The sequence below is a fragment of the Brenneria tiliae genome (genome assembly GCF_023347575.1).
Taxonomy (GTDB): domain Bacteria; phylum Pseudomonadota; class Gammaproteobacteria; order Enterobacterales; family Enterobacteriaceae; genus Brenneria; species Brenneria corticis.
Map to the genome: position 1 here is coordinate 91,391 of NZ_JAKPCB010000089.1, position 23,902 is coordinate 115,292.

The 23,902-nt window shown below is 58.7% G+C and carries 21 protein-coding genes and 2 tRNA genes; 14 read left to right on the forward strand and 9 right to left on the reverse strand.

The features are described 5' to 3' along the window. The first annotated feature begins 17 nt into the window (after positions 1–17). Positions 18–782 carry a flap endonuclease Xni gene (gene xni / locus MFP24_RS04385; protein WP_249229331.1) on the forward strand — a complete coding sequence of 255 codons (765 nt, stop codon included), beginning with the start codon at positions 18–20 and terminating at the stop codon, positions 780–782. 30 nt (positions 783–812) lie between these two features. Here xni and rlmM read toward each other — a convergent pair whose 3' ends face one another. The 4 genes from rlmM to MFP24_RS04405 form a co-directional block, all read right to left on the reverse strand. Beyond that, entirely contained in the window at positions 813–1,913 is a 1,101-nt protein-coding gene (rlmM, locus tag MFP24_RS04390; RefSeq protein ID WP_249229330.1) for a 23S rRNA (cytidine(2498)-2'-O)-methyltransferase RlmM, read from the reverse strand. Further along, entirely contained in the window at positions 1,906–2,301 is a 396-nt protein-coding gene (locus MFP24_RS04395) for a DUF423 domain-containing protein (RefSeq protein ID WP_136165131.1), read from the reverse strand. Before MFP24_RS04395 ends, rlmM begins: the two co-directional genes overlap by 8 nt. Positions 2,302–2,355: 54 nt before the next feature. After that, positions 2,356–3,279 (reverse strand): transcriptional regulator GcvA, encoded by a 924-nt coding sequence (locus MFP24_RS04400; RefSeq protein WP_249229329.1) that lies wholly within the window; start codon positions 3,277–3,279, stop codon positions 2,356–2,358. Positions 3,280–3,634: 355 nt separating this feature from the next. Then, positions 3,635–3,856, reverse strand: coding sequence for a YgdI/YgdR family lipoprotein (locus tag MFP24_RS04405; RefSeq protein WP_136167132.1), 222 nt, complete (start codon positions 3,854–3,856; stop codon positions 3,635–3,637). 183 nt (positions 3,857–4,039) lie between these two features. Between MFP24_RS04405 and csdA the strand changes: the two genes are divergently transcribed. After that, the gene (csdA, locus tag MFP24_RS04410; RefSeq protein WP_249229328.1) at positions 4,040–5,245 is read left to right on the forward strand and encodes a cysteine desulfurase CsdA; all 1,206 of its coding nucleotides are present in this window, start codon (positions 4,040–4,042) and stop codon (positions 5,243–5,245) included. An 11-nt stretch (positions 5,246–5,256) separates the two neighbouring features. Continuing rightward, positions 5,257–5,697 (forward strand): cysteine desulfurase sulfur acceptor subunit CsdE, encoded by a 441-nt coding sequence (gene csdE, locus MFP24_RS04415; protein WP_249229327.1) that lies wholly within the window; start codon positions 5,257–5,259, stop codon positions 5,695–5,697. Between the two features lie 45 nt (positions 5,698–5,742). Here csdE and tcdA read toward each other — a convergent pair whose 3' ends face one another. Continuing rightward, positions 5,743–6,555: a tRNA cyclic N6-threonylcarbamoyladenosine(37) synthase TcdA gene (gene tcdA, locus MFP24_RS04420; protein WP_249229326.1), complete on the reverse strand. Its 813-nt coding sequence runs from the start codon at positions 6,553–6,555 to the stop codon at positions 5,743–5,745. Positions 6,556–6,602: 47 nt separating this feature from the next. After that, positions 6,603–8,861, reverse strand: coding sequence for a molybdopterin guanine dinucleotide-containing S/N-oxide reductase (locus MFP24_RS04425; protein WP_249229325.1), 2,259 nt, complete (start codon positions 8,859–8,861; stop codon positions 6,603–6,605). A gap of 198 nt (positions 8,862–9,059) precedes the next feature. Here MFP24_RS04425 and MFP24_RS04430 point away from each other — a divergent pair, with 198 nt between their 5' ends. Genes MFP24_RS04430 through MFP24_RS04465 form a run of 8 tightly spaced genes read left to right on the forward strand, consistent with a single transcriptional unit; the run spans position 9,060 to position 18,036 of the window. Next, positions 9,060–10,646: an ABC transporter substrate-binding protein gene (locus tag MFP24_RS04430; RefSeq protein WP_249229324.1), complete on the forward strand. Its 1,587-nt coding sequence runs from the start codon at positions 9,060–9,062 to the stop codon at positions 10,644–10,646. Positions 10,647–10,694: 48 nt separating this feature from the next. Further along, the gene (locus MFP24_RS04435) at positions 10,695–11,681 is read left to right on the forward strand and encodes an ABC transporter permease (protein WP_249229323.1); all 987 of its coding nucleotides are present in this window, start codon (positions 10,695–10,697) and stop codon (positions 11,679–11,681) included. A 2-nt stretch (positions 11,682–11,683) separates the two neighbouring features. Beyond that, entirely contained in the window at positions 11,684–12,604 is a 921-nt protein-coding gene (locus tag MFP24_RS04440) for an ABC transporter permease (protein WP_249229322.1), read from the forward strand. After that, positions 12,601–14,337 (forward strand): ABC transporter ATP-binding protein, encoded by a 1,737-nt coding sequence (locus tag MFP24_RS04445; RefSeq protein ID WP_249229321.1) that lies wholly within the window; start codon positions 12,601–12,603, stop codon positions 14,335–14,337. The genes MFP24_RS04440 and MFP24_RS04445 overlap by 4 nt, the downstream gene beginning before the upstream one ends. Positions 14,338–14,341: 4 nt before the next feature. Then, positions 14,342–15,121 (forward strand): SDR family oxidoreductase, encoded by a 780-nt coding sequence (locus MFP24_RS04450; RefSeq protein ID WP_249229320.1) that lies wholly within the window; start codon positions 14,342–14,344, stop codon positions 15,119–15,121. A 26-nt stretch (positions 15,122–15,147) separates the two neighbouring features. Next, positions 15,148–16,368 (forward strand): M20 aminoacylase family protein, encoded by a 1,221-nt coding sequence (locus MFP24_RS04455; RefSeq protein WP_249229319.1) that lies wholly within the window; start codon positions 15,148–15,150, stop codon positions 16,366–16,368. A gap of 24 nt (positions 16,369–16,392) precedes the next feature. Next, positions 16,393–17,076, forward strand: coding sequence for a TetR/AcrR family transcriptional regulator (locus tag MFP24_RS04460; protein ID WP_249229318.1), 684 nt, complete (start codon positions 16,393–16,395; stop codon positions 17,074–17,076). 42 nt (positions 17,077–17,118) lie between these two features. Continuing rightward, entirely contained in the window at positions 17,119–18,036 is a 918-nt protein-coding gene (locus MFP24_RS04465; RefSeq protein WP_249229317.1) for a 4-hydroxy-tetrahydrodipicolinate synthase family protein, read from the forward strand. 88 nt (positions 18,037–18,124) lie between these two features. Here the strand turns inward: MFP24_RS04465 and MFP24_RS04470 are convergent, their stop codons facing one another. After that, the gene (locus MFP24_RS04470; protein ID WP_249229316.1) at positions 18,125–18,838 is read right to left on the reverse strand and encodes an oligogalacturonate-specific porin KdgM family protein; all 714 of its coding nucleotides are present in this window, start codon (positions 18,836–18,838) and stop codon (positions 18,125–18,127) included. 335 nt (positions 18,839–19,173) lie between these two features. Further along, positions 19,174–20,346 carry a murein transglycosylase A gene (gene mltA / locus MFP24_RS04475; RefSeq protein ID WP_249229315.1) on the reverse strand — a complete coding sequence of 391 codons (1,173 nt, stop codon included), beginning with the start codon at positions 20,344–20,346 and terminating at the stop codon, positions 19,174–19,176. Positions 20,347–20,779: 433 nt separating this feature from the next. Here mltA and MFP24_RS04480 point away from each other — a divergent pair. Together MFP24_RS04480 and MFP24_RS04485 are read left to right on the forward strand one after the other, a co-directional pair. Further along, a tRNA-Met gene (locus MFP24_RS04480) sits at positions 20,780–20,856 on the forward strand. 45 nt (positions 20,857–20,901) lie between these two features. Continuing rightward, positions 20,902–20,978 (forward strand) — tRNA-Met (locus MFP24_RS04485). Between the two features lie 95 nt (positions 20,979–21,073). On the opposite strand, the gene amiC is transcribed toward MFP24_RS04485, so the two are convergent. Then, a complete protein-coding gene (amiC, locus tag MFP24_RS04490; protein ID WP_249229314.1) occupies positions 21,074–22,315 on the reverse strand; it encodes an N-acetylmuramoyl-L-alanine amidase AmiC in 1,242 nt (413 codons plus the stop codon). Between the two features lie 239 nt (positions 22,316–22,554). Between amiC and argA the strand changes: the two genes are divergently transcribed. Beyond that, positions 22,555–23,901, forward strand: a complete 1,347-nt coding sequence (gene argA / locus MFP24_RS04495; protein WP_249246715.1) for an amino-acid N-acetyltransferase — start codon at positions 22,555–22,557, stop codon at positions 23,899–23,901. Position 23,902 lies beyond the last annotated feature (1 nt).

Consider the following 23,902-nt stretch of genomic DNA (forward strand, 5'->3'; position numbering starts at 1 on the left):
TCACCAGGAAGACGCCCATGCCCGTACATTTGCTGATTGTCGATGCGCTTAACCTGATACGGCGGATTCATGCGGTACAAGGCTCGCCCTGCGTCACGGCCTGTCAGCATGCGCTGGGCCAGTTGCTGCAACACAGCCAGCCGAGCCACGCCGTGGCGGTATTCGACGATGAAGATCGCAGCGCCAGCTGGCGCCATCAGATTTTACCCGACTATAAAGCCGGGCGCGCGCCGATGCCGGAGGACCTTAAACAGGAACTGCCGCAGATCAAAGCCGCATTTGCCGAGATGGGCGTCGCCAACTGGCATTCGCCCGGCAACGAGGCCGACGATCTGGCGGCGACGCTGGCCAGCAAAGTGGCGGCGTCCGGGCATCAGGCGACCATTGTCTCCACCGACAAAGGTTACTGTCAGCTACTGGCGCCGACCATCCAAATCAGAGATTACTTCCAGAAGCGCTGGCTGGACCTGCCTTTTGTACGGCAGGAGTTCGGCGTACTGCCGCAGCAGCTTACGGATTATTGGGGACTGGCCGGCATCAGCAGCAGTAAAATCCCCGGCGTCAGCGGGATTGGCCCCAAAAGCGCGGTGCTCTTGCTGCAACAGGCGGGAAGTCTGGACGCGCTTTATCAGCAACTGGAAAACGTAGCGGAAAAATGGCGCGCCAAACTGGAACAACAGCGGGAGATGGCCTTTATCAGCCGCCGGGTGGCGACGCTCAGCCGGGATCTGACGCTGGACGGCAATCTTCAGCAGTTACGGTTGCCGCAGCAAAATCCTTAATCCCGCTTCTCCCGCCGCCCCTGGCGAATGCTACCGCTCATCGCGCCGACCCGGCACCGCGGCCCAGAAACGGCGGGCGTGCACCGTCACTTCTTCGCGGTCGTGGTAGAGCTGTTTGGCATGAACTTCCGCATTAATGCCGTTTTCCTCCAGCCGCTCGCGGAGTAGCGTCAGGTTCTGCGCAACTTCCTCATAGCGTTTTTTCATCGGCAGTTTCAGATTGAATATCGCTTCCCGGCACCAGCCTTTCACCAGCCAGTCGGCGATCAGGCTGGTAACCTTGGCCGGCTTTTCCACCATATCGCACACCAGCCAGTAAACGTTGTTGCGCGGCGGCTCAAAACGAAAACCGTCGGCCTGATGATGAATAACCTGCCCGGTATCCATCAGACTCGGCGCCATCGGGCCGTTATCCACGGCGTGCACCATCATGCTGCGCCGCACCAGCTGATAAGTCCAGCCGCCGGGACAGGCCCCCAGATCGACCGCATACATGCCGCTGCCAAGGCGCTCATCCCATTCATCGGCGGGAATAAAGACGTGAAACGCCTCTTCGAGTTTCAGGGTTGAACGGCTGGGCGCCTCGGACGGAAACTTCAGGCGCGGGATCCCCATATAGAAGGGAGAATTGTTATTACTGAAGGAATAGCCGACGTAACAACAGCCGGGGGCAATAAACAGCACGTGCAACACCGGCCGTTCGGCCTTTTCACGCTCAAGCAGAATGCCGTTTTTGCGCAGCGCGCCGCGTAAAGGCACGGTAAACTTGCGGCAGAACTTCATCAGCTCTTTGCTTTCATTGGTGTCCGGCACTTCCACCCGCAGTTCGCCGGCGCGCTCAACGGCGCCGGTCAGCATGCCGACAATGGGCGTGATGCGATCTTCCGGCGGCAGGTCGCGCAGCAGATCGCCGCCGAGAAACATCTGGCGGGCGAAAATCAGCTCATGAAACGGCAGCTCTTTTATCAGCCGCTCGGCGTCTTCATGCTGGTAGCACTCGAATATCACATACCCGCTGTTATCCTTTACCCGGGCAAAACCATAGGCGTCATGATGCGCCGCCTTGGCGGTTATTTCCGCCGCACACTCTTTTTCAAAACCGGGACGGCAATACAAAATAACTTTATTCATGGCGTTCGGCCTTTCTCTTCAGACGCAACGCGCCAACCAGCATCAACAGCCACCCAATCAGAAAACAGAATCCGCCAAGCGGCGTGACATAAACCCACAGCTTCAGATGCGAAAGCGCCAGGCAGTACAAACTGCCGCTGAACAACACCGTACCCAATGCCAGAAACACGCTGCTCCAGTAAAACCACAGATTGGCGCGCTGATGCATGGAGATGGACAGCGCCAGGATCGCCAGCGTATGAAACGCCTGATACTCCAGCCCGGTCTGTAACCAGTCCAGCTCCGTCGGCCCCAGCGTTTTACTTAACACGTGAGAACCGAACGCCCCCAGGGCGACGAAAATAAAACCGCTGATGGCGGAAAACACCAGCATAAAACGACTATTCATTGTTGAAATCCAATTCAATCGGTCTGTAAAGCCAAGGCCCGGCCACCACCGGCCTCAGCGCGTACCGTTATCGTAACGGAAACGAAACTTTTCCTGCTCGCTGGCCGCCCGCGCCAGAATCCAATGCCGAAAGGCGGCTATTTTACCCAGTTCTGCCTGACTGTCATGACATACCAGATAAAAAGCATTTTTACTCACCAGTACATCGTTAAAAGGACAAACCAGTCTGCCGGCTTCGATCTCCGTCTGCGCCATCACATTGTTCGCCAGCGCCACGCCCTGCCCGTGGATCGCCGCCTGTAGCACCATCGCGCTGTGGCTGAAAATCGGCCCTTGCTGCACGTTAATCTGTACGCCGAGCTGGCGGGTATAAGCCAGCCAGTCGCGGCGCGAGGCATCGTGCAGCAGCGTATGCGCCGCCAGATCCGCCGGCGTTTTCAACGGATGGTTCCCGGTCAGCAGCACCGGCGAGCAGACGGGCAGCAGATACTCGGCATACAGTTTTTCCACCCGCAGCCCCGGCCAGTTGCCGCGACCGTAAAAAATGGCGACGTCCACATCGTCCGACAGGCGATCCTCGTCACGATCCACCGCCTGAATGCGCACGTCAATGCCCGGATAGTCCGCATTAAAGCTCGAAAGCCGGGGAACCAGCCAGTGAATGGCAAAGCTGGGAAGCAGACTGACGGTCAGCGCGCCTTTGGCGCTGCGGGATTGCAATTTACGGGTCGCTTCATTAAGTGAGGAAAAGATTTCTTTAATATCAAGATAGTAACTTTGCCCCTCTTCCGTCAGCAGCAACGAACGGTTACGCCGGCGAAATAGTTTCAGCCCCAGAAAATCCTCCAGAGACTTAATCTGATGACTGACCGCCGCTTGCGTAACGAACAGCTCCTCCGCCGCTTTGGTAAAGCTCAGGTGCCGGGCCGCCGCATCAAATACCCGCAGAGAATTAAGCGGAGGTAAACGTTTTGACATGAATGAAATTCTTTTATTGATCGATAAATAAGACGCTTATCATCTTTATTTATCTATTAGATTTTGTAATCCGAGGCATTATAAATTGTCCGTTGAGGATGTACCAGCAAATACCTATATTAGCGCAACTTCCTGAGCCGGAACGAAAAGTGCGGAGGGGTGACCTGAGGTGCTTTTGGCTTGTGGTTGTGATGTTGTGTTTGCTATTTATTTGTCTGCCTTTGCGGACAGGGTAGCCAGGCTACCTTTTCACTTCCTGTACATTTATCCTGTCTGTCCATAGTGATTTTATGTAGCACCGCGAATGCGGTGCTTTTTTTATGGCGGGCTATCCTGCCCGCCACGACCGCGATAACTACTTAGCTTCAGCTATTTCTTTAACATTGGCGCGGTTAAGCTGCTGATTCTGGCCGTAGGCATCGGTATAGCTAATCAGGCCGGTATCATCATCAACCTTGGGTTTGCCGTCGGTAATGATGGTGCGCCCGTCGTCGGTATGAATAACATAATTGCTGGAACAGGCGGCTAAAGAAAACGCCATTACGATAGCGGCAAAAATAGAGATTTTATTCTTCATAATTAACTCCCAATGGATAAAAATATTTTCCAATCTACCCTGTACATCATGAAATCCTGAACATTAACATTTTAAAGCATAGCAAGATTTATTCATTTTTCCACAAAGCGGCGCTAAGCATCGTCCTAAACTTGTTTCCCCCCTCAAAATGAGACAGGATCTGACTCCCACAAGAGGATGCTCATGACACGGTTTAACGCCACAATTTTCCGCCAGCATTTCCCCGCGCTTATCCAGCCGGGCGTATACCTTGACAGTGCTGCCACCACCTTAAAACCGCAGCCGGTCATCGACGCCGTGCAACAGTTTTATCGCCAGGGAAGCGGCACGGTCCATCGCAGCCAGCACCGCGCAGCGCAGCGGCTGACCCTGCGTTTTGAGCATACGCGGCAACAGGTCGCCGCGCTTATTAATGCGGCGGATCCGCGCGCCGTCGTCTGGACCAAAGGCACCACCGAGGCAATCAATCTGGTGGCGCAAAGCTACGCCCGTCCGCGACTGCGGGCGGGGGATGAGATCCTGGTCAGCGAAGCGGAACACCACGCCAACCTGATCCCCTGGCTGATGGTGGCGCAGCAAACCGGCGCGCGCGTGGTGAAACTGCCCATCGGCGCCGATCTATTGCCGGATATCGACCGGCTCGCCGATTTGCTCACCCCCAGAACCCGCCTGCTGGCGTTGGGGCAGATGTCCAACGTCACCGGCGGCATGCCCGATCTGGCGAAAGCCATTCAGCTGGCTCATGGCTACGGCGCGGTGGTGATGGTGGACGGCGCGCAAGGCATCGCGCACAGCCCGCCCGATGTTCAGGCGCTGGATATTGATTTTTATGCTTTTTCCGCCCACAAGCTGTATGCGCCCACCGGCCTCGGCGTGCTGTACGGCAAAACGGCCCTGCTGGAAAGCATGACCCCATGGCAGGGCGGCGGCAAAATGATGACCCAGGTTTCCTTTGACGGATTTACCCCCCAGGCGATCCCCCAGCGGTTTGAGGCGGGTACGCCCCATATCGCCGGCGTTCTCGGTTTGTCCGCCGCCCTGGAGTGGCTGTCACAGCAGGATTGGCCGGCGGCGGAACGGTACAGCCGGAACCTGGCCCGGCAGGCGGAAGTTCAGCTGGCGCAATTCCCCGGTTTTCGCAGTTTCCGCTGCGCTGATTCGAGCGTGCTCTCTTTCGATTTCGCCGGCGTTCACCACAGCGATCTGGTGACGCTGCTGGCCGAGAGCGGCGTGGCGCTACGGGCGGGCCATCATTGCGCCCAGCCGTTGATGGCCGCGCTCGGCGTCAACGGTACGCTGCGCGCGTCGTTTGCGCCCTATAATAATCAGCAGGATATCGATGCGCTGATCGCCGCCGTCCGCGCGGCGCTTGAATTACTCACGGATTAAACGCTATCACCATGACGATAACACTCGCCCCTCATCCGTTCGGCCGCCAGATTAGCGCCGCCGACCTGAAAACGCGTTTCGACGCCTGTCGTTCATGGGAGGAACGCTACCGGCAGCTTATTTTATTAGCCAAACAGCTTCCCGCCCTGCCGGAAAGGTTAAAAAGCGAAGATATCGCGCTGACCGGCTGCGAAAATCAGGTCTGGCTGGGTTATCAACGTCAGGAAGACGGCACGCTGCACTTTTACGGCGACAGCGACGGGCGCATTGTGCGCGGTTTGCTGGCGGTGTTGTTGACCGCCGCGGAAGGGAAAACCGCGCAGGCGCTGCTTGAGGAAGATCCGCTGGCGCTGTTCGACGCCCTGGGGCTGCGCGCACAGCTCAGCGCCTCCCGCTCCAGCGGCCTGGCGGCGCTGGCCGCCAGGGTGCGTACGATTGCGCGACAGGGCTGATTTTACGCCGGCCGACGCTAAAAACCACGGATGGGACAGCCTGGATTACCCCCCTGACCGGCGCGCCTCTTTCGCCATCATCTTCTTCAGCGCATGGGAAACGGCAACAAAACCGAACGTCGCCGTCACCATGGTCGCGGCGCCGAAACCGGAGGCGCAGTCCATGCGTTTTACCCCCTCGGCGCTGCCGCGCGAAGCGCACACCGAGCCGTCGGGCTGCGGGTAGACCAGTGGTTCGCTGGAAAACACGCAGTCTATCCCCAGCTTGCCCTTGCTGTTTTTCACCACGTTGAAGTCGTGCTTCAGCCGCTCGCGCAGTTTGGCCGCCAGCGGATCCTGAATGGTTTTTGCCAGATCGGCCACCGCGATACGCGTCGGATCAATCTGTCCGCCGGCGCCCCCCGTGGTCACCACCGGGATCTTGTAGCGCCGACAGTAGGAGAGCAGCGCGGCTTTGGGGCGCACGCTGTCAATCGCGTCGATCACATAGCTGAAATCGCCGTCGAGCAGCGTCGCGACATTCTCGGCGCTGATAAAATCATCCACGCAGGTCACCCTGCATTCAGGATTGATGGCCAGAATGCGTTCGGCCATCACCTCGGTTTTCGCCTGCCCGGTATGCTGCCGCAGCGCGTGGATCTGCCGGTTGGTGTTACTGACGCACACATCATCCATATCAATCAGGGTGATGGCGCCGATGCCGGTGCGGGCCAGCGCTTCCGCCGCCCATGACCCCACCCCGCCGATGCCTATCACGCAGACATGCGCCTGAGAAAACAGCGCCAGCGCCTGCCGACCGTATAAACGCGCGGTGCCGCCGAAACGCTGTAAATAGGCTTCGGATAATTGCGTACTCATTGCTGCCAACCTTTAAATCGGGAAAATAAAAACGCCACAGGATACCCCTAAACCGGCGCCACCTCCACCAGGCAGCTCATGGCGTTCGGCCCCTGGGTCAAGGAGGAGGTGCCGATATCCAGCGTCAGCACGTTCGCGTTCCCCGACTGCTCGACCGGATGCCACTCTTTTTGTCCGAAACCGGGATCGAACCAGGCGCCGGTAGACATAATCACCACCCCCGGCGTCACGCCGTCGGTGATCCGCACGCCGGCGTAAATACGGCCGCGATCGTTGCTGACTTCCACCTGGAAACCCTCGTTGATGCCGCGCGCCGCCGCATCCTGCGGATGCATATAGAGCGTCTCCCGGCCCGCGGTTTTATTCGCTTCGACCTGCGGCGTCGTCGCCAGCTGGCTGTGCAGCCGATCGCCAGGCTGAATGGAAATAAAGTGCAGCGGCCAGGTTTGCGTGGCCGACGCCCCCAGCCATTCAACCGGCGGCCGCCATTCGGGATGCGGCGCAAAGTCGGGGTAGTCATACCCGGCGATGGTGGAACTGAACAGTTCGATTTTACCGCTGGGCGTTTGCAGCGCATGCTGCTGCGGATCGCGGCGGAAATCCTCAAAAAACACGAACGGCTTGTCGTCCATCGGGATCTCGACGTGCCCTTGCCGCCAGAACTCGTCAAACGACGGCCAGGATTGCGCAGCCTCTTGCTGTCTGGCGCGGCACTCGTCATAGAGCGTCGTCAGCCACTCCCGCTCGCTGCGGTTTTGGGTAAAGGCATCCCCATAGCCCAGCCGCTGCGCCAGTTCGCTGAAGATGTCGAAATCATGGCGCGCCTGATGCCGCGGGGCGATGGCCTGATGCATGGCGAAAATAAAGCGATCGCGGGAAGAGCCGCCGATATCGTTGCGCTCCAGGGTGGTGGTCACCGGCAGCACGATATCCGCCATCCGCGCCGCCGGCGTCCAGACGATATCCTGCACCACCACCGTATCGGGCTTGCTCCACCCCTCCACCAGCCGGTTCAACTGCTGGTGGTGATGGAAAGGATTGCCCCCGGCCCAGTGAATCAAATGGATATCGGGGTAGTGATGCGTTTCCCCCTGAAAGGTATAGGGCTGGCCGGGGTGCAACAGCATATCGGCGATGCGCGCCACCGGAATCGACCGCCCGGCATTCGGGTGGGAAGGCGACGCCGGCGCCGGGGTGGCGATACGTTCGTTGCCGACGCTGTTCATTGAGCCGTGGCCGAACGAGAAACCGCCGCCCGGCAGCCCGACCTGCCCCAGCATCGACGACAGGGCGATCATCATCCAATAGGGCTGTTCGCCCCGATGCGCCCGCTGAACGGAGTAGGAGCAGGTGATAAAGCTGCGCACGCCGATCAACTGCCGCGCCAGCCGCTCGATGCGCGCCGCCGGAATGCCGGTAATGGCGCTGGCCCAGGCCGGCGTTTTCGCCGTGCCGTCGCTACGGCCGCCAAGATAGTCCGTCAATTGCTCATAGCCGACGCAGTAACGTTGCAGGAAATCCTTGTCGTCGGCCCCCAGACGCTGAATCTCATACCCCAGCGCCAGCATCAGCGCCACGTCGGTATTCGGGCGGATGGGAATCCACTCCGCATTGACGAATGCCGGGCAGTCATCGCGCATCGGGCTGATATTGATCACCGGAATGCCCTTCGCCACCAGCTTTTCCAGCGCCGGCCGCAGCGTATGGTGCCCCGCGCCGCCGGAGGCCACCTGGGCGTTTTTCAGCGCCAGGCCGCCAAAGGCGAGAAAAATATCGCAGTGTTCGGCGACGCTGCGCCACTCGGTCACCTTGCCGGTCAGCGGATGAAAGGTGCCGATGACATACGGCAGGAAAAACTGCGCCGACCCCCAGCTGTAGTTGCCCAGCTGATCCACCGCGCCGCCGCCGGAAAAGTAAAACCGGCGTACCTGGGAGCGGGCATGGTGAAAGCGTCCGGCGGAAGACCAGCCGTAGGAGCCGGCAAACAGCCCGTCGGCGCCGTAGCGATCGCGGATGCGGCGGTTTTCCTCCGCCACCAGGTCGAGCGCCACGTCCCAGTCGACCTCGACGAAGTCTTCTTTGCCGCGCAGCGAACCATCGCTTTTTTCACGCTGCTGCAACCAGGAACGACGCACCGCGGGCCGCCGGATGCGGCGTTCCGAATAGACCAGCGGGACGATGGAGTCGAGCATGGGGGAAGGTGAAGGGTCGCCCGCGAATGGCTCGCAGCGAATCAATTTTCCGTCTTCAACAACGGCGGTAAACGCGCCCCAGTGAGCCAGGTGTGGATAACGTTTAATCGACATGACGACCTCATGGTAGTAGTTAGCGAACTATATAATAGCCTGAATCCGCGCCTTGCCCAATCGTCGGCGCCGCCAATGATTTATGCGTAATTCGACATTGCTTATCCGAATTTAAACGTTTGTTTAAAACGGTCGTTGGGATACGGTCGCGATAGAAAATAAAAACGCAGAATCCACGCTCCGATACGGATGGGAAAGATGAAAAAACATGCACTTTTATCAATATTGGTAGTCGCTTCTTCGCTATTCAGTCTACACGGCCAGGCAGCAGAACCCACGCCCAAACGCGGCGGAACCCTTAATTTTCTGGTCGAGCCGGAACCGCCGGTGCTGACCACGCTGATCAATACCGCCGGTCCCATTCTCAAGGTAAATTCCAAGGTCATCGAAGGGTTGCTTAATTATGATTTCGATCTGAAGCCCGTTCCCGCCTTGGCCACCAGTTGGTCGATCAGCCCGGACGGCAAGCAGTATACCTTTCATCTGCGCCAGGGCGTGAAATGGCACGACGGCAAGGATTTCACCTCCGCGGACGTCGCCTTCTCCATACTGGCGGTCAGACAATATAATTCACGCGGCCAGGGGACCTTCGCCAGCGTCACCGACGTGAAAACCCCCGATCCCTATACCGCGGTGGTTGAACTGTCGCAGCCGGCGCCCTATTTATTGAGCGCCTTCTCGGCGAATGAAGCGCCCATCGTGCCGAAGCATCTGTATGAAGGCACCGATATTCGCAGCAATCCGCACAATACCGCGCCGGTCGGCACCGGCCCCTATGTCTTTAAGGAATGGGTGCGCGGCAGCCATATCATTTACGAACGCAACCCGCACTATTGGGATCAGCCCAAGCCCTATATTGATAAGCTGGTGGTGAAATTTATTCCCGACGCCGCCACGCGCACCATTGCGTTTGAAACCGGCGCGCTCGACCTCGGCAGCGAATCGCCGGTGCCGTTAAGCGAAATCGGACGCATCGAGAAAAACGGCAAGCTCGGTATTGAAACCGGCGGCTACGGCTACGGGCCGACGCAAACCCGCATCGAATTCAATCTGGATAATAGCTACCTGAAACACCTGAAAGTTCGCCAGGCCATCGCCCACAGTATTAACCGCGACGTACTGAAAAACGTGGTGTGGTACGGCTACGCGGTAAGCTCGCCGACGCCGATTACCCCGGAGCTGGCGCAATTCCATGACAGCACGCCGTCCCCCTATGGTTTCGATATCGCCAAGGCCAATGCCCTGCTGGACGAGGCGGGCTTTCCCAAACAGGCGAACGGCATCCGCTTTAAGCTGACCCACGACTACCTGCCTTACGGCGACGGCTTTAAACGCGTGGCCGAATACGTTAAATCCGCCCTGGCGAAAGTCGGTATCGACGTCACCATTCGCTCACAGGATTTCGCCACGTATATCAAGCGCGTTTACTCCGATCGCGACTTTGATTTTACCAACCACTCCATTTCCAACCTGTTCGATCCCGCGGTAGGCGTACAGCGTCTCTACTGGTCGCAGTCCTTTAAGCCCGGCGTACCCTTCGGCAACGGATCTCACTACCACAACCCGGAAGTGGACCGCTTGCTGGAACAGGCCTCGGTGGAGATCGATCCGGCCAAACGCGCCGAATTGTATAAACAGTTCCAGCGCATCGTCGAAGTCGAGCTGCCGGACCTTAACCTGCTGCAGATTAAACGCCTGACCATTTACAACAAGCGGGTACACAACCACCTGACCGATATTCAGGGGGTAAACGGCAGCCTGGCCGAAGTGTGGCTGGATCGGTAAGAGGATGCTCCCCCGCTGACGCAGGAGGGAGCCTTATAAAGGCATGTGATGAAGAGATTAGAACGAATCGGGCGCGTATTGCGACGCACGCTGCTCCACGCGCTGCCGACGGCGATCGGCATCGTCATTCTGGTGTTTTTCCTGCTGCAGCTGGTGCCGGGGGATGCGGTCGACGTGCTGGCCGGCGAGTCGGGCAGCGCGACCGAAGCCACCATGGCCCATATGCGCACCCAGTTCGGCCTCGATCTGCCCATTCTGCAACAGCTGTACGCCTACCTGAGCAACCTGGCGCAGTTCAGCCTCGGCTTTTCGCCGCGCTACAACGCGCCGGTGATGGAGCTGATCATGTCCCGCCTGCCCGGCACGCTGTTCCTGATGCTGCTGTCGCAGCTGGTGGCTATCGTGGTCGGCATCCTGCTGGGCGCCGTGATGGCGGTGTGGGCGGGGAAATGGCCCGATCGGCTGCTTTCGCTAGTGGCGCTGCTGCTCTATTCCACCCCCGGATTCTGGATTGGCCTGATGGCCCTGATCCTGTTTTCCGTCCACCTCGACTGGCTGCCGAGCGGAGGGAACCTGACCATCGGCGCCAATCTGACCGGCTGGGCGCATCTCCAGGACATGCTGCGGCATGCCGTCCTGCCGATAATGGCGCTCAGCAGCTTTTTTATCGCCATCTATGCGCGTCTGACCCGCGCGGCGATGCTGGAAATCGCCCAGCAGGATTTTGTGCGCACCGCCCATGCCAAAGGGCTGGCGCCGTTGCTGGTCACCGTTCGCCATATTTTACGCTGCGCCCTGCTGCCCATCACTACCGTGGCCGGCATGCATTTCGGCAACCTGCTGGGCGGCGCCGCCGTGGTGGAAACCGTATTCAGCTGGCCGGGGCTGGGACGTCTGGCGCTGGAAGCCGTGATGGCGCGCGATTTCAACGTGCTGCTTGGCGTGCTGCTGCTGTCGGCGTTTCTGGTCATTCTGGCGAACGTGCTGGTGGACTTACTGCAATCCTGGCTCGATCCGCGCATTAAGGTTCGTTGATTATGAATAACATTGTCCCTGACAAAATCGCCCCTGAGGAAAACGGCGCCGCGGCGGCCAAACCGTTAAAAACGCCCCTGCGCCTGTCGCCGGAAATCCGCGCCTTTATCCGCAATCCGGCGGGGATGTGCGGTTTACTGTTGCTGCTTACCGTGTTCCTGATGGCCGCCTGCGCATCGCTTATCTATCCCGGCGATCCGCTGGATATGGTGGCCCAGCCCTTTCTGTGGCCGGGGGAAGACGCCCAGTTTCCGCTGGGAACAGACTCGCTGGGGCGGAACGTCGTCGCCGGCATCGTCCACGGCTCACAGGTCTCGCTGCAGATCGGTTTCTCCGCGGTGATCGTCAGCCTGCTGATCGGCACCCTGGTGGGCGCCCTCGCCGGCTATTTCGGCGGCCGGATAGACGATGTGCTGGTGCACATTACCGAACTGTTCCAGACCTTCCCCACCTTTCTGCTGGTGGTGGTGCTGGTCGCCATCGGCAGCCCTTCCGTCGGCCTGATTTCCGTGGCTATCGGGATTGCGTCATGGCCGACCATCGCCCGTCTGGTGCGTTCCGAATTCCGTTCGCTGCGGGAAAGCGATTTTGTTATGGCCGCGCGCAGCCAGGGCTTTTCCAGCCTGCGCATTATTTTTCAGGAAATGCTGCCCAACGCCCTGCCCTCGATTATCGTCACCACCTCGGTGATGGTGGCGTCGGCCATTCTGATCGAATCGGCGCTGTCGTTTCTCGGCTTCGGCGATCCGAACCGGGTGAGCTGGGGCAGCATGATCGGCGCCGGCCGCGAGTCACTGCGCACCGAGTGGTTTCTCACCGTGCTGCCCGGCACCGTATTGGTGCTGACCGTGCTGTCGCTGAATCTGGTGGGCGACGCCCTGAACGACGCCTTGAATCCGCGCCTGCGGGGGAGAGACGTATGAAGCCGCTGCTGGAGATCCAGGATTTACGCGTCGCCTTTCCGGGGCATCAGGCCGTGCGCGGGCTGAATCTGACCATCAACGCCGGCGAGACGCTGGCGCTGGTGGGGGAGTCGGGCTGCGGCAAATCCGCCACCGCGCTGGCGCTGATGCGGCTGGTGTCCGAACCCGGCCGCATCAGCGGGCGCGTTCTGTTCGAAGGCCGGGATCTGCTCACGCTGCCGGACCGCCAGATGCGTCGGCTGCGCGGCAACGCCGTCTCGATGATTTTTCAGGAGCCGATGACCTCGCTCAACCCGGTGTTATCCATCGGCCGGCAGATCAGCGAAACCCTGCAGGTGCACGAAAACCTGTCCGCCGCCACCGCGCGGGCCAGGGCCGTCGAACTGCTGGATCTGGTAAAAATTCCCGACCCCGCCCGCCGCGTGGACGATTTCCCGCATAACCTGTCCGGCGGACAGCGCCAGCGGGTGATGATCGCCATGGCGGTCGCCTGCCAGCCGCGGCTGTTGATCGCCGATGAGCCGACCACCGCGCTGGACGTCACCATTCAGGCGCAAATTCTGGAACTGCTGGATAATCTGCGCCATGAGCTTTCCATGAGCCTGCTGCTGATTACCCACGATCTCGGCCTGGTGGCGCAGTGGGCCGACCGCGTTGCCGTGATGTACGCCGGGCAGAAAGTGGAGGAAGCGCCGACGGCGCAGCTGTTCGCCGCCCCCGCGCACCGCTACACCCAGGGGCTGCTGGCCACTTCGCTGCATATGGACGGGGAAGCGCATTACCACACCGCGCGGCTGGCGGAGATTCACCACCACACGCAGGGCGATGAAACCGCGTTCTCCCTGTTCACCCCGCCGCCGCTGCCCGAACGCATTCCGGATCGCAGCGGCCGGCCGTTGCTGTCGCTGCGCCATATCCGCACCGAATATCCGACGCCGCAGGGCGCCGTCGCCGCCGTGGACGACGTCTCGCTGGATATCTATCCCGGTGAAACCCTGGGTCTGGTGGGCGAGTCCGGTTGCGGCAAGTCCACCCTGTCGAAAACCATCCTGCGCCTGCTGCCGCCGTCGCAAGGCCAGATCATTCTTGACGGCCAGGAGATTACCCGCCTGAAAGAGTCACGCCTGCAAGCGCTGCGCCGTCAGGTGCAAATGGTGTTTCAGGATCCCTACGCCTCGCTCAATCCGCGCCACGATATCGGCCATATTCTTGAGACTCCGCTGATCGTGCACGGTCTCGGCAACCGCGCCGAGCGCCAGCGGGCGATACGCGACATTATTGAACGCGTCGGGCTGCCGCAAAGCAGCCTGGCGCGCTATCCCCATGAATTTTCCGGCGGCCAGCGCCAGCGCATCGGCATCGCCAGGGCGCTGGTGGTGCGCCCGTCGCTGGTGATTTGCGATGAGCCCGTTTCCGCCCTCGATGTCTCTATTCAGGCGCAAATCCTCAACCTGCTGGTGGAACTGAAGAACGAAATGGGGCTGTCGCTGCTGTTTATTTCTCACGATCTCGCCGTGGTGCGCTATATCGCCGACCGGGTGATGGTGATGCAAGACGGGCGCTGCGTGGAAAGCGGCGACCATTACAGTATCTGGCACCAGCCGCAGCACCCTTACACCCGCAAATTGATCGACGCGGTGCCAAGCGGACAGCGGGAAACCACGCTGCGCCAACGGCGGATTCCCCCCAACGCCGCGCCGACGGTGGGCGAACGGCTAACTCAAGAGGTTTAATGGTATGGATCTTGGCATTCAGGGCAAAAAAGCGCTGGTATGGGGCGCAAGCCGGGGGCTGGGTAAAGCCGCCGCATTGCAGCTGGCGCGGGAAGGGGTCGAGGTGACGCTGCTGTCCCGCAGCGAAAGCGCCTTAGAGGACGCCCGGCAGGACATTTATCAGCAGACCGGCAACCGCCCGGCCGCCGCCGTCGCCGACATCACCACCGAAGCCGGGCGCCGGGCCGCGCTGCAAGCCTGCCCCCGGCCCGATATTTTGATTAATAACGCCAGCGGGCCGACGCCGGGGGATTTCCGCCACTGGCAGCGCGAACACTGGCTGGCGGCGCTCGACAGCATGATGCTGGGGCCGATCGAGATGATCCGGCTGACCGTCGACGGCATGAGCGAACGCGGTTTCGGCCGCATCGTCAATATTACCTCCCGCAGCGTGAAAATTCCCCAGCTTGAACTGGGCTTGTCCAACAGCGCCCGCTCAGGGCTGACCGGGTTTGTCGCCGGCCTGTCCCGTACGGTCGTTGAGCGCAACGTGACCATTAATAATATTCTGCCGGGGATTTTCGACACCGAGGGGCAGTGGCAGCACATCCGCTCGCTGTCGGAACAAACCGGCCGGGACTTCGCCGATATCCAGCGCGAGCGGGCCGCCGCCAATACCGCGAAACGCTACGGCCGCCCGGAAGAGTTCGGCGCCGCCTGCGCCTTTCTGTGCGCGGCGCAGTCGGGCTATATCACCGGACAAAACCTGCTTATCGACGGCGGCAGCTATCCGGGCACGTTTTAAGCGCGGGCGAACACAGGAAACGCATCATGACAGACTCAACCCTTACCCTTGTCGATCAAGGGGAGATGGAATCGGCCATTCGGCGCTTTTTACCGGAGCTAATCGCCATCCGCCGCCACATTCATCAGCACCCGGAAATCGGCTTTGAAGAGTTCGCCACCGCGCAGCTGGTGGCGGAAAAGCTGACGGCCTGGGGGCTTTCCGTCGCCACAGGCATCGGCGGAACCGGCGTGGTCGCCACGCTGCGCGGCCGCTACCCCGGCGCAGGGAGCATCGGCCTGCGGGCGGATATGGACGCGCTGTACATCAGCGAAAAAACCGGCCTGCCTTACGCCTCGCGGCATCCGGGAAAAATGCATGCCTGCGGCCACGACGGCCATACCGCCATGCTGCTCGGCGCCGCGCGCTATCTGGCGCTGCACCCGGATTTCGCCGGCACGGTGCATTTTATTTTTCAGCCGGCGGAGGAAGGATTGGGCGGCGCGCCCGCCATGCTGAACGACGGCCTGCTGACGCGCTTTCCCTGCGACCAGCTATTTGGCTTGCACAATAAGCCCGGCATCGCCGCCGGCCGCTTTTCCATTCGCAGCGGCCCGATGCTGGCGGCCAGCGATGTCTGGCAGGTAACCTTTCACGGCACCGGCGGGCACGGCGGCTCAGGGGCGCATTTATCCATCGACCCCACCCTGCCCGCCGCGCAGTTTATGCTCGGCTTGCAAACCATTATCAGCCGCAACGTTCCGGCGATGGAAGCCGCCGTACTGAGCATCGGCCATATCCAGGGCGGCGATATCAATGCCCCTAACGTGATCCCCGACCGTGTGCGGCTGAAAGGCACCGGACGCAGCTACTCCCCGGCGGTCCGCCAACTGCTGGAAACGCGCCTGCGCGAACTGGCGCACCACGCCGCGCAGGGCTTTGGCGCCACGGCGGAGGTGAGCTACCAGCATCAGTATCCGCCGCTGATTAACGACGCCCGGGTCACAGAGCTGGCGATCGCCGCCGCCGCGCAGGTTGTCGGCGCCGAGCAGGTCGACACGGCGATGACCCCGCTGTTGGGGGCGGAGGATTTTTCCTACATGCTGGAACAGCGCCCCGGCGCTTTTATGATGCTGGGAAACAGCGCCCAGGACGACGCGGAGGTGCGCCATCTGCACACCCCGCACTACGACTTTAACGATGCGTTGATTCCATTGGGTATCCGCTACTGGGCGACGCTGGTCTATCAGGAACTGCGGCCGGCTTAAACCACAACACGAAAAGGATGAGTCATGGTGGCTTTAGTGAAAAGCAAACAACAGAGCCAAGAGAAAGAGGCGGACATCAAGCAGCGCATCCTGCGGGAAGCGATCACCATCTTTGCCTGCAAAGGCAGCGAACTGACGACCATTCGTGAAATTACCGAGGCCACCAACGTCAATCTGGCGGCGGTGAATTATTACTTCGGCTCCAAGGATGGGTTGCTGCGCGCCGTGCTGGATGCGGTTCTCGGTCCGTTGAATGAAGAAAGGACGCGCCTGCTGGATGAGGTGGAGCAGGCTTACGGCGCCGTCCCGCCCGTCGCCGCGCTGCTGGATGCGCTGTTGCGCCCGCTGGTCAAGACGGCCCGCACCCCCGACGGCGGACGCATCGTGGTTCGTCTGCTGCAACATCTGCGCGCCACGCCGGGGCTGGGGGTGACCGCCCTGCTTTCTGCCCAGTTCGATCACACGGCTCATCGTTTTATCGATGCGTTTTCCCGCGCGCTGCCTGAATTATCCCGCGAGGAGATTATCTGGCGCTATGAATTCGCCCGCGGCGCGGCGATGCACGTGCTGACCGATGCGGATCCGCGCTCCGGCCGTCTGGCGCTGCTATCCAAAGGGCTGTGCGACAACAGCGACGACGATCGCGTTCTGGCGCATCTATTACGTTTTGTCGAGGCGGGCTTTATCGCCGAGCCGCTGCAATCCTGATGCGTATTTATCCGTATATGACTAAACAGGCAGGAAAGAGAGATGAGTAGAGAAAAAATCACCGGGTCGTTCGTCGCCCTGATCACCCCATTTAATGAAGACGGCAGCGTCGACTTCGGGGCGTTTGAAACCTTATTGAAATTTCAGGAAGACCACGGCACCGCCGCCGTATTAATCATGGGGTCGACCGGGGAGGTCTCCATGCTTTCCGTGGAAGAGAGAAAAGAGATTATCCGCCGCACCGCGCAATACGGCACCGATAAAATGAAGCTGTTCTACGGCTGCACCGGCAATAATACCGACACCACCATCGATTACGTGCGCTACGCCAGGGATAACGGCGCGGACGGCGCCATTATCGCCGCGCCGGCCTACATTTGCGCCAGCGAAAGCGACATCGAAAACTACTTTCTGGAGATCGCCGACGCCACCGACCTGCCGTTAGGGATCTATAATAATCCGCCGCGGGTGAAAACCGACCTGCACTGGAGCTCGCTGCTGCGCATATTTAAGCATCCGAACTACGTGATTCATAAAGAGTCCACCACGCGCGTCGGTCAGGTCGCCCAGGTTCTGGCGGGCAATCCTGACGTTTCCGTTATGTGCTGCGACTCGCCGAACCTCGGTCTGGTGGTGCCGACCATGTCGCTGGGCGGGCACGGCACCGCCAATATGACCGGCAACATCGCGCCGGCGGAGCTGGCGGAGATCTCCCGGCCGTGGAAAGACGGCGCCGACGCGGAACGCTTTCGCACGGCCTATCAGCACCTGCTGCCGCTGCTGCACTATACCTATTCGGCGATCAACCCGGTGGCGGTAAAATCGCTGATGAAAGCGGTCGGCTTGCCGGCGGGCAGCCTGCGCCGGCCGCTGCGGGATTTGCAGGGCGAGGCGCTGCAAACCGGCGTGCGCATTGTCAACGAATTGGGATTAAGCGCCAAATACGGCTTTAAAATTTAATTTCCGCGTTAATTTAATCATGTGAAAAAGCCGTCTGAATATCAGACGGCTCGATTTTATCGTCGGCGATTATTGATGCTATAACCTATCAGAAGTTATATTGCACCCCGACGCGATAACGCGTTTGACGATTATCGGTAGTGCCGGATTCGGGCACATTTGCCAACGCGACATAAGGCCGCCAGTTTTTATCCCATTTATAAGAAACTTTTAAATCATGAGCGAGACTGTAGTTTTCATTATCCGACAATTTTACTCTGGCGGAATTTGATTTTTGGTAATCCAGTTCATACTCCGCCTGAAAATCCTTCAGGAAAGAATAGCTGACCACCGCGGTAAGATTGTAGCCGTTCTCCGAGGTTGATCCTGTCGTACCGATATTACTGCTGATGCGCTTATAATAAGGACGATAGCGCAAACTTACCGCCCAATCGCTGGTAATATTGGCTTTACCGCGTAAATAAGGACGATAGCTATTATAGCTGGAGGTGGAATCCAAAGATAATCCCGGCTCCAGGGAGAAGGTATCGTCAAATTTATACAGGTAGCTGGCAATCACCTCGGTGCCGTTGCTCACCGTCTCGTTGAACGGCTTGTTCGGCGTGTTGTCGTTGTTATGCTGGGCCCATCGGGCTTCGACGGACAAACCGAAACCATTGGCAAAACGGTTGGAGATTAACAGGCGATCTCGATGATCGGCTTTGGCGGTATCTTTAAACTCATGGCGATAATCAATGGTTACCGCCAGCGCATTAATACTGATTAAAGAAGCTATGGCAGCCGTCAATAATTTTAATTTCATCATTTTCCCCGAAATGTTATATATAAGTAAAAAACAAATAGCGAAAATAAACCAGATAGGCATTTACGAATTTATCGACAATAAAATCCCGTCTCTATAAGAAAGAAGAGGGTTTAGCTTGGAAAGATATCGTTCGAGTTAATATAATGCCGCAGCGGATATTATCATTTGGTTCATTTTTTCAAAGAAAATTTACTGTATTTGTTTAGCCAAAAAAACGCAAAGGATGAAGGGAATCAAAGGAATAATAAATAAAACTCAAGCAAATAATTAAAACAGGCGCTGAAAATTACTATCTCAGGGGATTTCCCCCTGAGATAGATTAGGCGGGGTCATTATTGCACTGAATTATTAACCAGCAGCGGCCCTGAACTATGGTTATTTATTGTTTGACCGCCCTGAGACGCGCTGAATAACACTCCATTGCTTTGAGTATTTTTCAATACCCATACCCGGCCATAGTGGTTATAAAACCCCGCCGCGTGACCGGCTTCATGCCCGATGCCCTGATAAATATCGAAGTGCTGGCCTTTGATCGCCCCGCCGACATCCAGCGCCACCATCAGACGCATCTCGTATTTACCGGTGAACTTCCCTTCATTATCCAACAAAGGCACCTCCGCCAGCAGCGCCGTGCCGGCGGGGATCAGCGAGCGGTCGGAGGCCACCGAGGCCTTGGCCACCAGCGGTACGGCGCTCGCCCCCTTCACCGGCGACGTCATCATCGGTTTAAAGAACACAAAGGAGGGATTCTGTTCCAGCAGTTCGCGGACTTCATACTCGGAGTGCTGTTCGGCCCATTTACGGATCGCCTGCATCGACATCTCTTCCCGCGCCACTTCGCCGCGGTCGATCAGCACCTTGCCGATACTGCGGTAGGCATGGCCGTTCTTGCCGGCATAGCCGAAGAACGTCAGCGGGCGGCCGTCGCCGAAATCAATATAGGCGCTGCCCTGCACTTCCATCATAAAGTTATCCACCAGCGAGTTGGACCATGCCAGAACCAGCCCCTCGTCCAACGCGCCGGAATAAATCGCCGCCCGATCCGGCAGGCGACGGTTTTTCTTGCCGCGGGAAGGCATGGCATAGAGCGGATAGCGGAACTCTCCCTGACGGGTATAGCGGGCCTGCAGCACCGGGGTGTAATAGCCGGTAAACTGCACGTTGCCGAAGTTGTCCACCCCCTCCATCTGCCAGGCGCTGAGACCGAATTGGCTCAGCTCCCGGGTATCGGCGCCCGATATCATCCAGCGTTTTATCGCGTCAAAGGTGTTGTTGTTGCTGGTATATAAGCCCGGCGATGCGGCTCTGATTTCGGAGACCTGGGTGGCGAAATCCCTGGCGTTGACCGGTTTGCCCGCGGCATTCGGCTCATTCACCAGTTCCAAAGGCTGGTTGAGGTGTCCGTCCTTATATTGCTGCCCGCGATCGGTAGGTTTGGATTGGCACCCGGCCAGAATGGCGATGACGATACCGGTCAGCACGTATTTTCCCCAACATCCTCTCATCTTCTTTGCGCTCTCTTTATGACATCGACGGATCCACCGCCGAACGATAACAAACACCTATAGAGAAAGAAACGGCGCAGATAAAAAATTGCAGGAGCAATTTTTAACGCCGGATACGGCGGCCCGCAGGGTGGCGGGCAGGGATAGCCCGCCATAAAAAATTGCAGAAGCCTTTCAGTCCGATGCTTTGCCATTAATGACCCCCTCCCGACCTCCCCCTTGCCAGGGGGAGGAGCAACAACGCGCCCTCCCCTGCGAAGGGGGGGTGGGGTCCGACCTCAAACGCCGCCCCCCACATTATAGAAACCCGCGCCATAACGTTTAAAAAATAATCCATCAGGCGGTAAATTCAACACCTGCGCGGGTTATGGCATATTTTTCACAGAAATAGGTTGCATAGAAACGGATGGGGAGTATAGTGCGCATCCACGGACGCGGGGTGGAGCAGCCTGGTAGCTCGTCGGGCTCATAACCCGAAGGTCGTCGGTTCAAATCCGGCCCCCGCAACCAATTGATGTGAATAGAACATCAAAAGCAGTACGATATCAAGACGGACGCGGGGTGGAGCAGCCCGGTAGCTCGTCGGGCTCATAACCCGAAGGTCGTCAGTTCAAATCTGGCCCCCGCAACCAATTGATTATCAGCATAACAAGAACACCCTGACGGGTGTTTTTTTGTTTGTGCGCTGCCATCCCCGGCGGTCCCCCTGCGGGCCGTCGCTTGCGCGCTACCTCCGCGCCTGGCTGTCGAAATAGGCTTTAATGCCGGCGAAAATGGATTCGGCCACCTGTTGCTGAAAACGGCTGGTGCGCAATTTACGTTCTTCTTCCAGATTGCTGATAAAAGCCGTTTCCACCAGCACCGACGGGATGTCCGGCGCTTTCAGCACCGCGAATCCGGCCTGATCGACGCGGTTCTTATGCAGCCGGTTCACCTTGCCCAGCCGGGTCAATATTTCCCCGCCGAACTTCAGGCTGTCGTTAATGGTCACAGTCTGGACCAGGTCAAACATGGTGTGGTCGAGATAGCGATCGCCGCTCATACTGACCCCGCCGATCAAATCCGATTCGTTCTGCGTCTGCGCCAGAAATCTCGCCGCGGTGCTGGTCGCCCCTTTCTTCGACAGCGCGAATACCGACGAGCCTCTGGCCGCGCGGTTGGTAAACGCATCCGCATGAATGGAAATAAACAGGTCGGCCCGCTGTTTGCGCGCTTTGGCCACCCGCACGCGCAGCGGAATAAACACGTCTTCATTGCGCGTCATATACACTTTCATCCTGGGCTCGCGTTCGATCAACGCGCGCAGCCGGCGGGCGATTTGCAGCACGATATCCTTTTCGCGGGTTTTGTTTTTACCGATAGCGCCGGGGTCTTCGCCGCCGTGACCGGGATCGAGCATGACCACCAGCGGACGGTCGCGCCCGGCTTTGCCCTGCTGCGGCGCCTCCGCCGGCAGCGTCCGCTCCAGATCGCCCTTGTTGTAATCCTCCAGCAGCGCCAGCAACGGATCTTCCGCATTATCATAACGGCCGGCCAGCGGGTAGAGATCCATCACCAGGCGATGCCGGAACTCGGCGACCGGGCTCAGGGTAAACAGTTTGGCGTCGGTCCCCTGTTTTAGCTCCAGCACCAGACGCACGGTATTTTTATCAAACTGGCCGATGCGGGCGTTTTTAATCAAGGGATCGTTCTGCTGAAACTGGCTGGAGATTGTTTTCAGCACGCTATTCAGGTGGATATTTTCGATATCCACCACGATGCGATCCGGGTTGCCGAGGGTGAACTGCTTATACTTGAGCGCCAGATTTGATTCCAGCGTGACGCGGGTATAGGAAGAGGAAGGCCAGACGCGCACGGCTATCACCTGCGCGGCGGCGGCCATGCCGATACCGCTTACACTTAACAGCCAGGTTGCCGCGGCGCTTTGCAACAGGCGCCGCCGAGTCAGATTGTGATTCGAATAAGACATGCAACTCCGATCTGATTACTGTGTCGTTGGCGGATGCGCAAAACAGAGCGCTAAAAATTTCGAAAACTTTAACCAATCTCCATCCCTATGTCATTCAAAAATGATTTTTATGCATTACGCGCCCTATATTTCAGGCCCGTTAGGGGAAATTCCTAATTTATCCCTCCCCTCTTTCGCCGGTTACTTACCCCTTGCGTTTTGTTTGATAAAGAATAAAAATACAAAAATTACGAATAAACATGCAAAAAGGAGTCACAGTGAAGGAGCGTAGTACAGAACTGGTGGAAGGCTTCCGCCACTCGGTTCCCTATATCAATGCCCACCGTGGCAAAACCTTTGTCATCATGCTGGGCGGCGAAGCCATCGAGAATGAAAACTTCGCCAGCATCATTAACGATATCGGGCTGCTGCATAGTCTGGGGATTAAGCTGGTGGTGGTGTACGGCGCGCGCCCCCAGATTGACAGCAACCTGACCACGCACCACTACGAGCCGCACTACCACAAGAATATCCGCATCACCGACCGGACCACGCTGGAACTGGTCAAGCAGGCCGCCGGGATGCTGCAACTGGATATCACCGCCCGGCTCTCCATGAGCCTGAACAATACCCCGCTACAGGGCGCACACATTAACGTCGTCAGCGGAAACTTTATCATCGCCCAGCCCCTCGGCGTGGACGACGGCGTCGACTACTGCCACAGCGGACGCATCCGCCGTATCGACGAAGATGCCCTGCACCGCCAGTTGGACAGCGGGGCGATCGTTCTGCTGGGGCCGGTGGCGGTTTCCGTCACCGGGGAGAGCTTTAATCTGACCTCGGAAGAAGTCGCTACCCAGTTGGCGATCAAGCTGAAGGCGGAGAAAATGATCGGCTTCTGTTCTTCGCAGGGGGTGATTAATGAAGACGGCAAGATCATTTCCGAGCTATTCCCGGATGACGCCCAGCAGCGCATTGAAGCCATGGAGCAGGAAGGGGATTACCAGTCCGGCACCGTCAGATTTTTACGCGGCGCGGTCAAAGCCTGCCGCAGCGGCGTGCGCCGCAGCCATCTGCTCAGCTATCGGGAAGACGGCGCGCTGCTCCAGGAACTGTTTTCCCGCGATGGCATCGGCACGCAGATCGTGATGGAAAGCGCCGAACAGGTGCGCCGCGCCACCATCAACGATATCGGCGGCATTCTGGAGCTGATCCGCCCGCTGGAACAGCAGGGCATTCTGGTCCGGCGCTCCCGCGAGCAGTTGGAAATGGAGATCGACAAATTTACCGTCGTGGTGCGCGACAATCTGACCATCGCCTGCGCCGCGCTCTACCCTTTCCCGGAAGAGAGCATCGGCGAGATGGCCTGCGTCGCGGTGCATCCGGACTATCGCAGTTCCTCGCGCGGCGACATGCTGCTGCAGAGAATCGCCGCCCAGGCGCGTCAGCAAGGGCTGAAAAAACTGTTCGTCCTGACTACTCACAGCATTCACTGGTTCCAGGAGCGCGGTTTTTTACTCGCGGAAGTGGAAATGCTGCCGAAGAAAAAACAGGAACTGTACAACTACCGTCGCCGCTCAAAAATACTGGTGCTGGATCTGGTCTGAA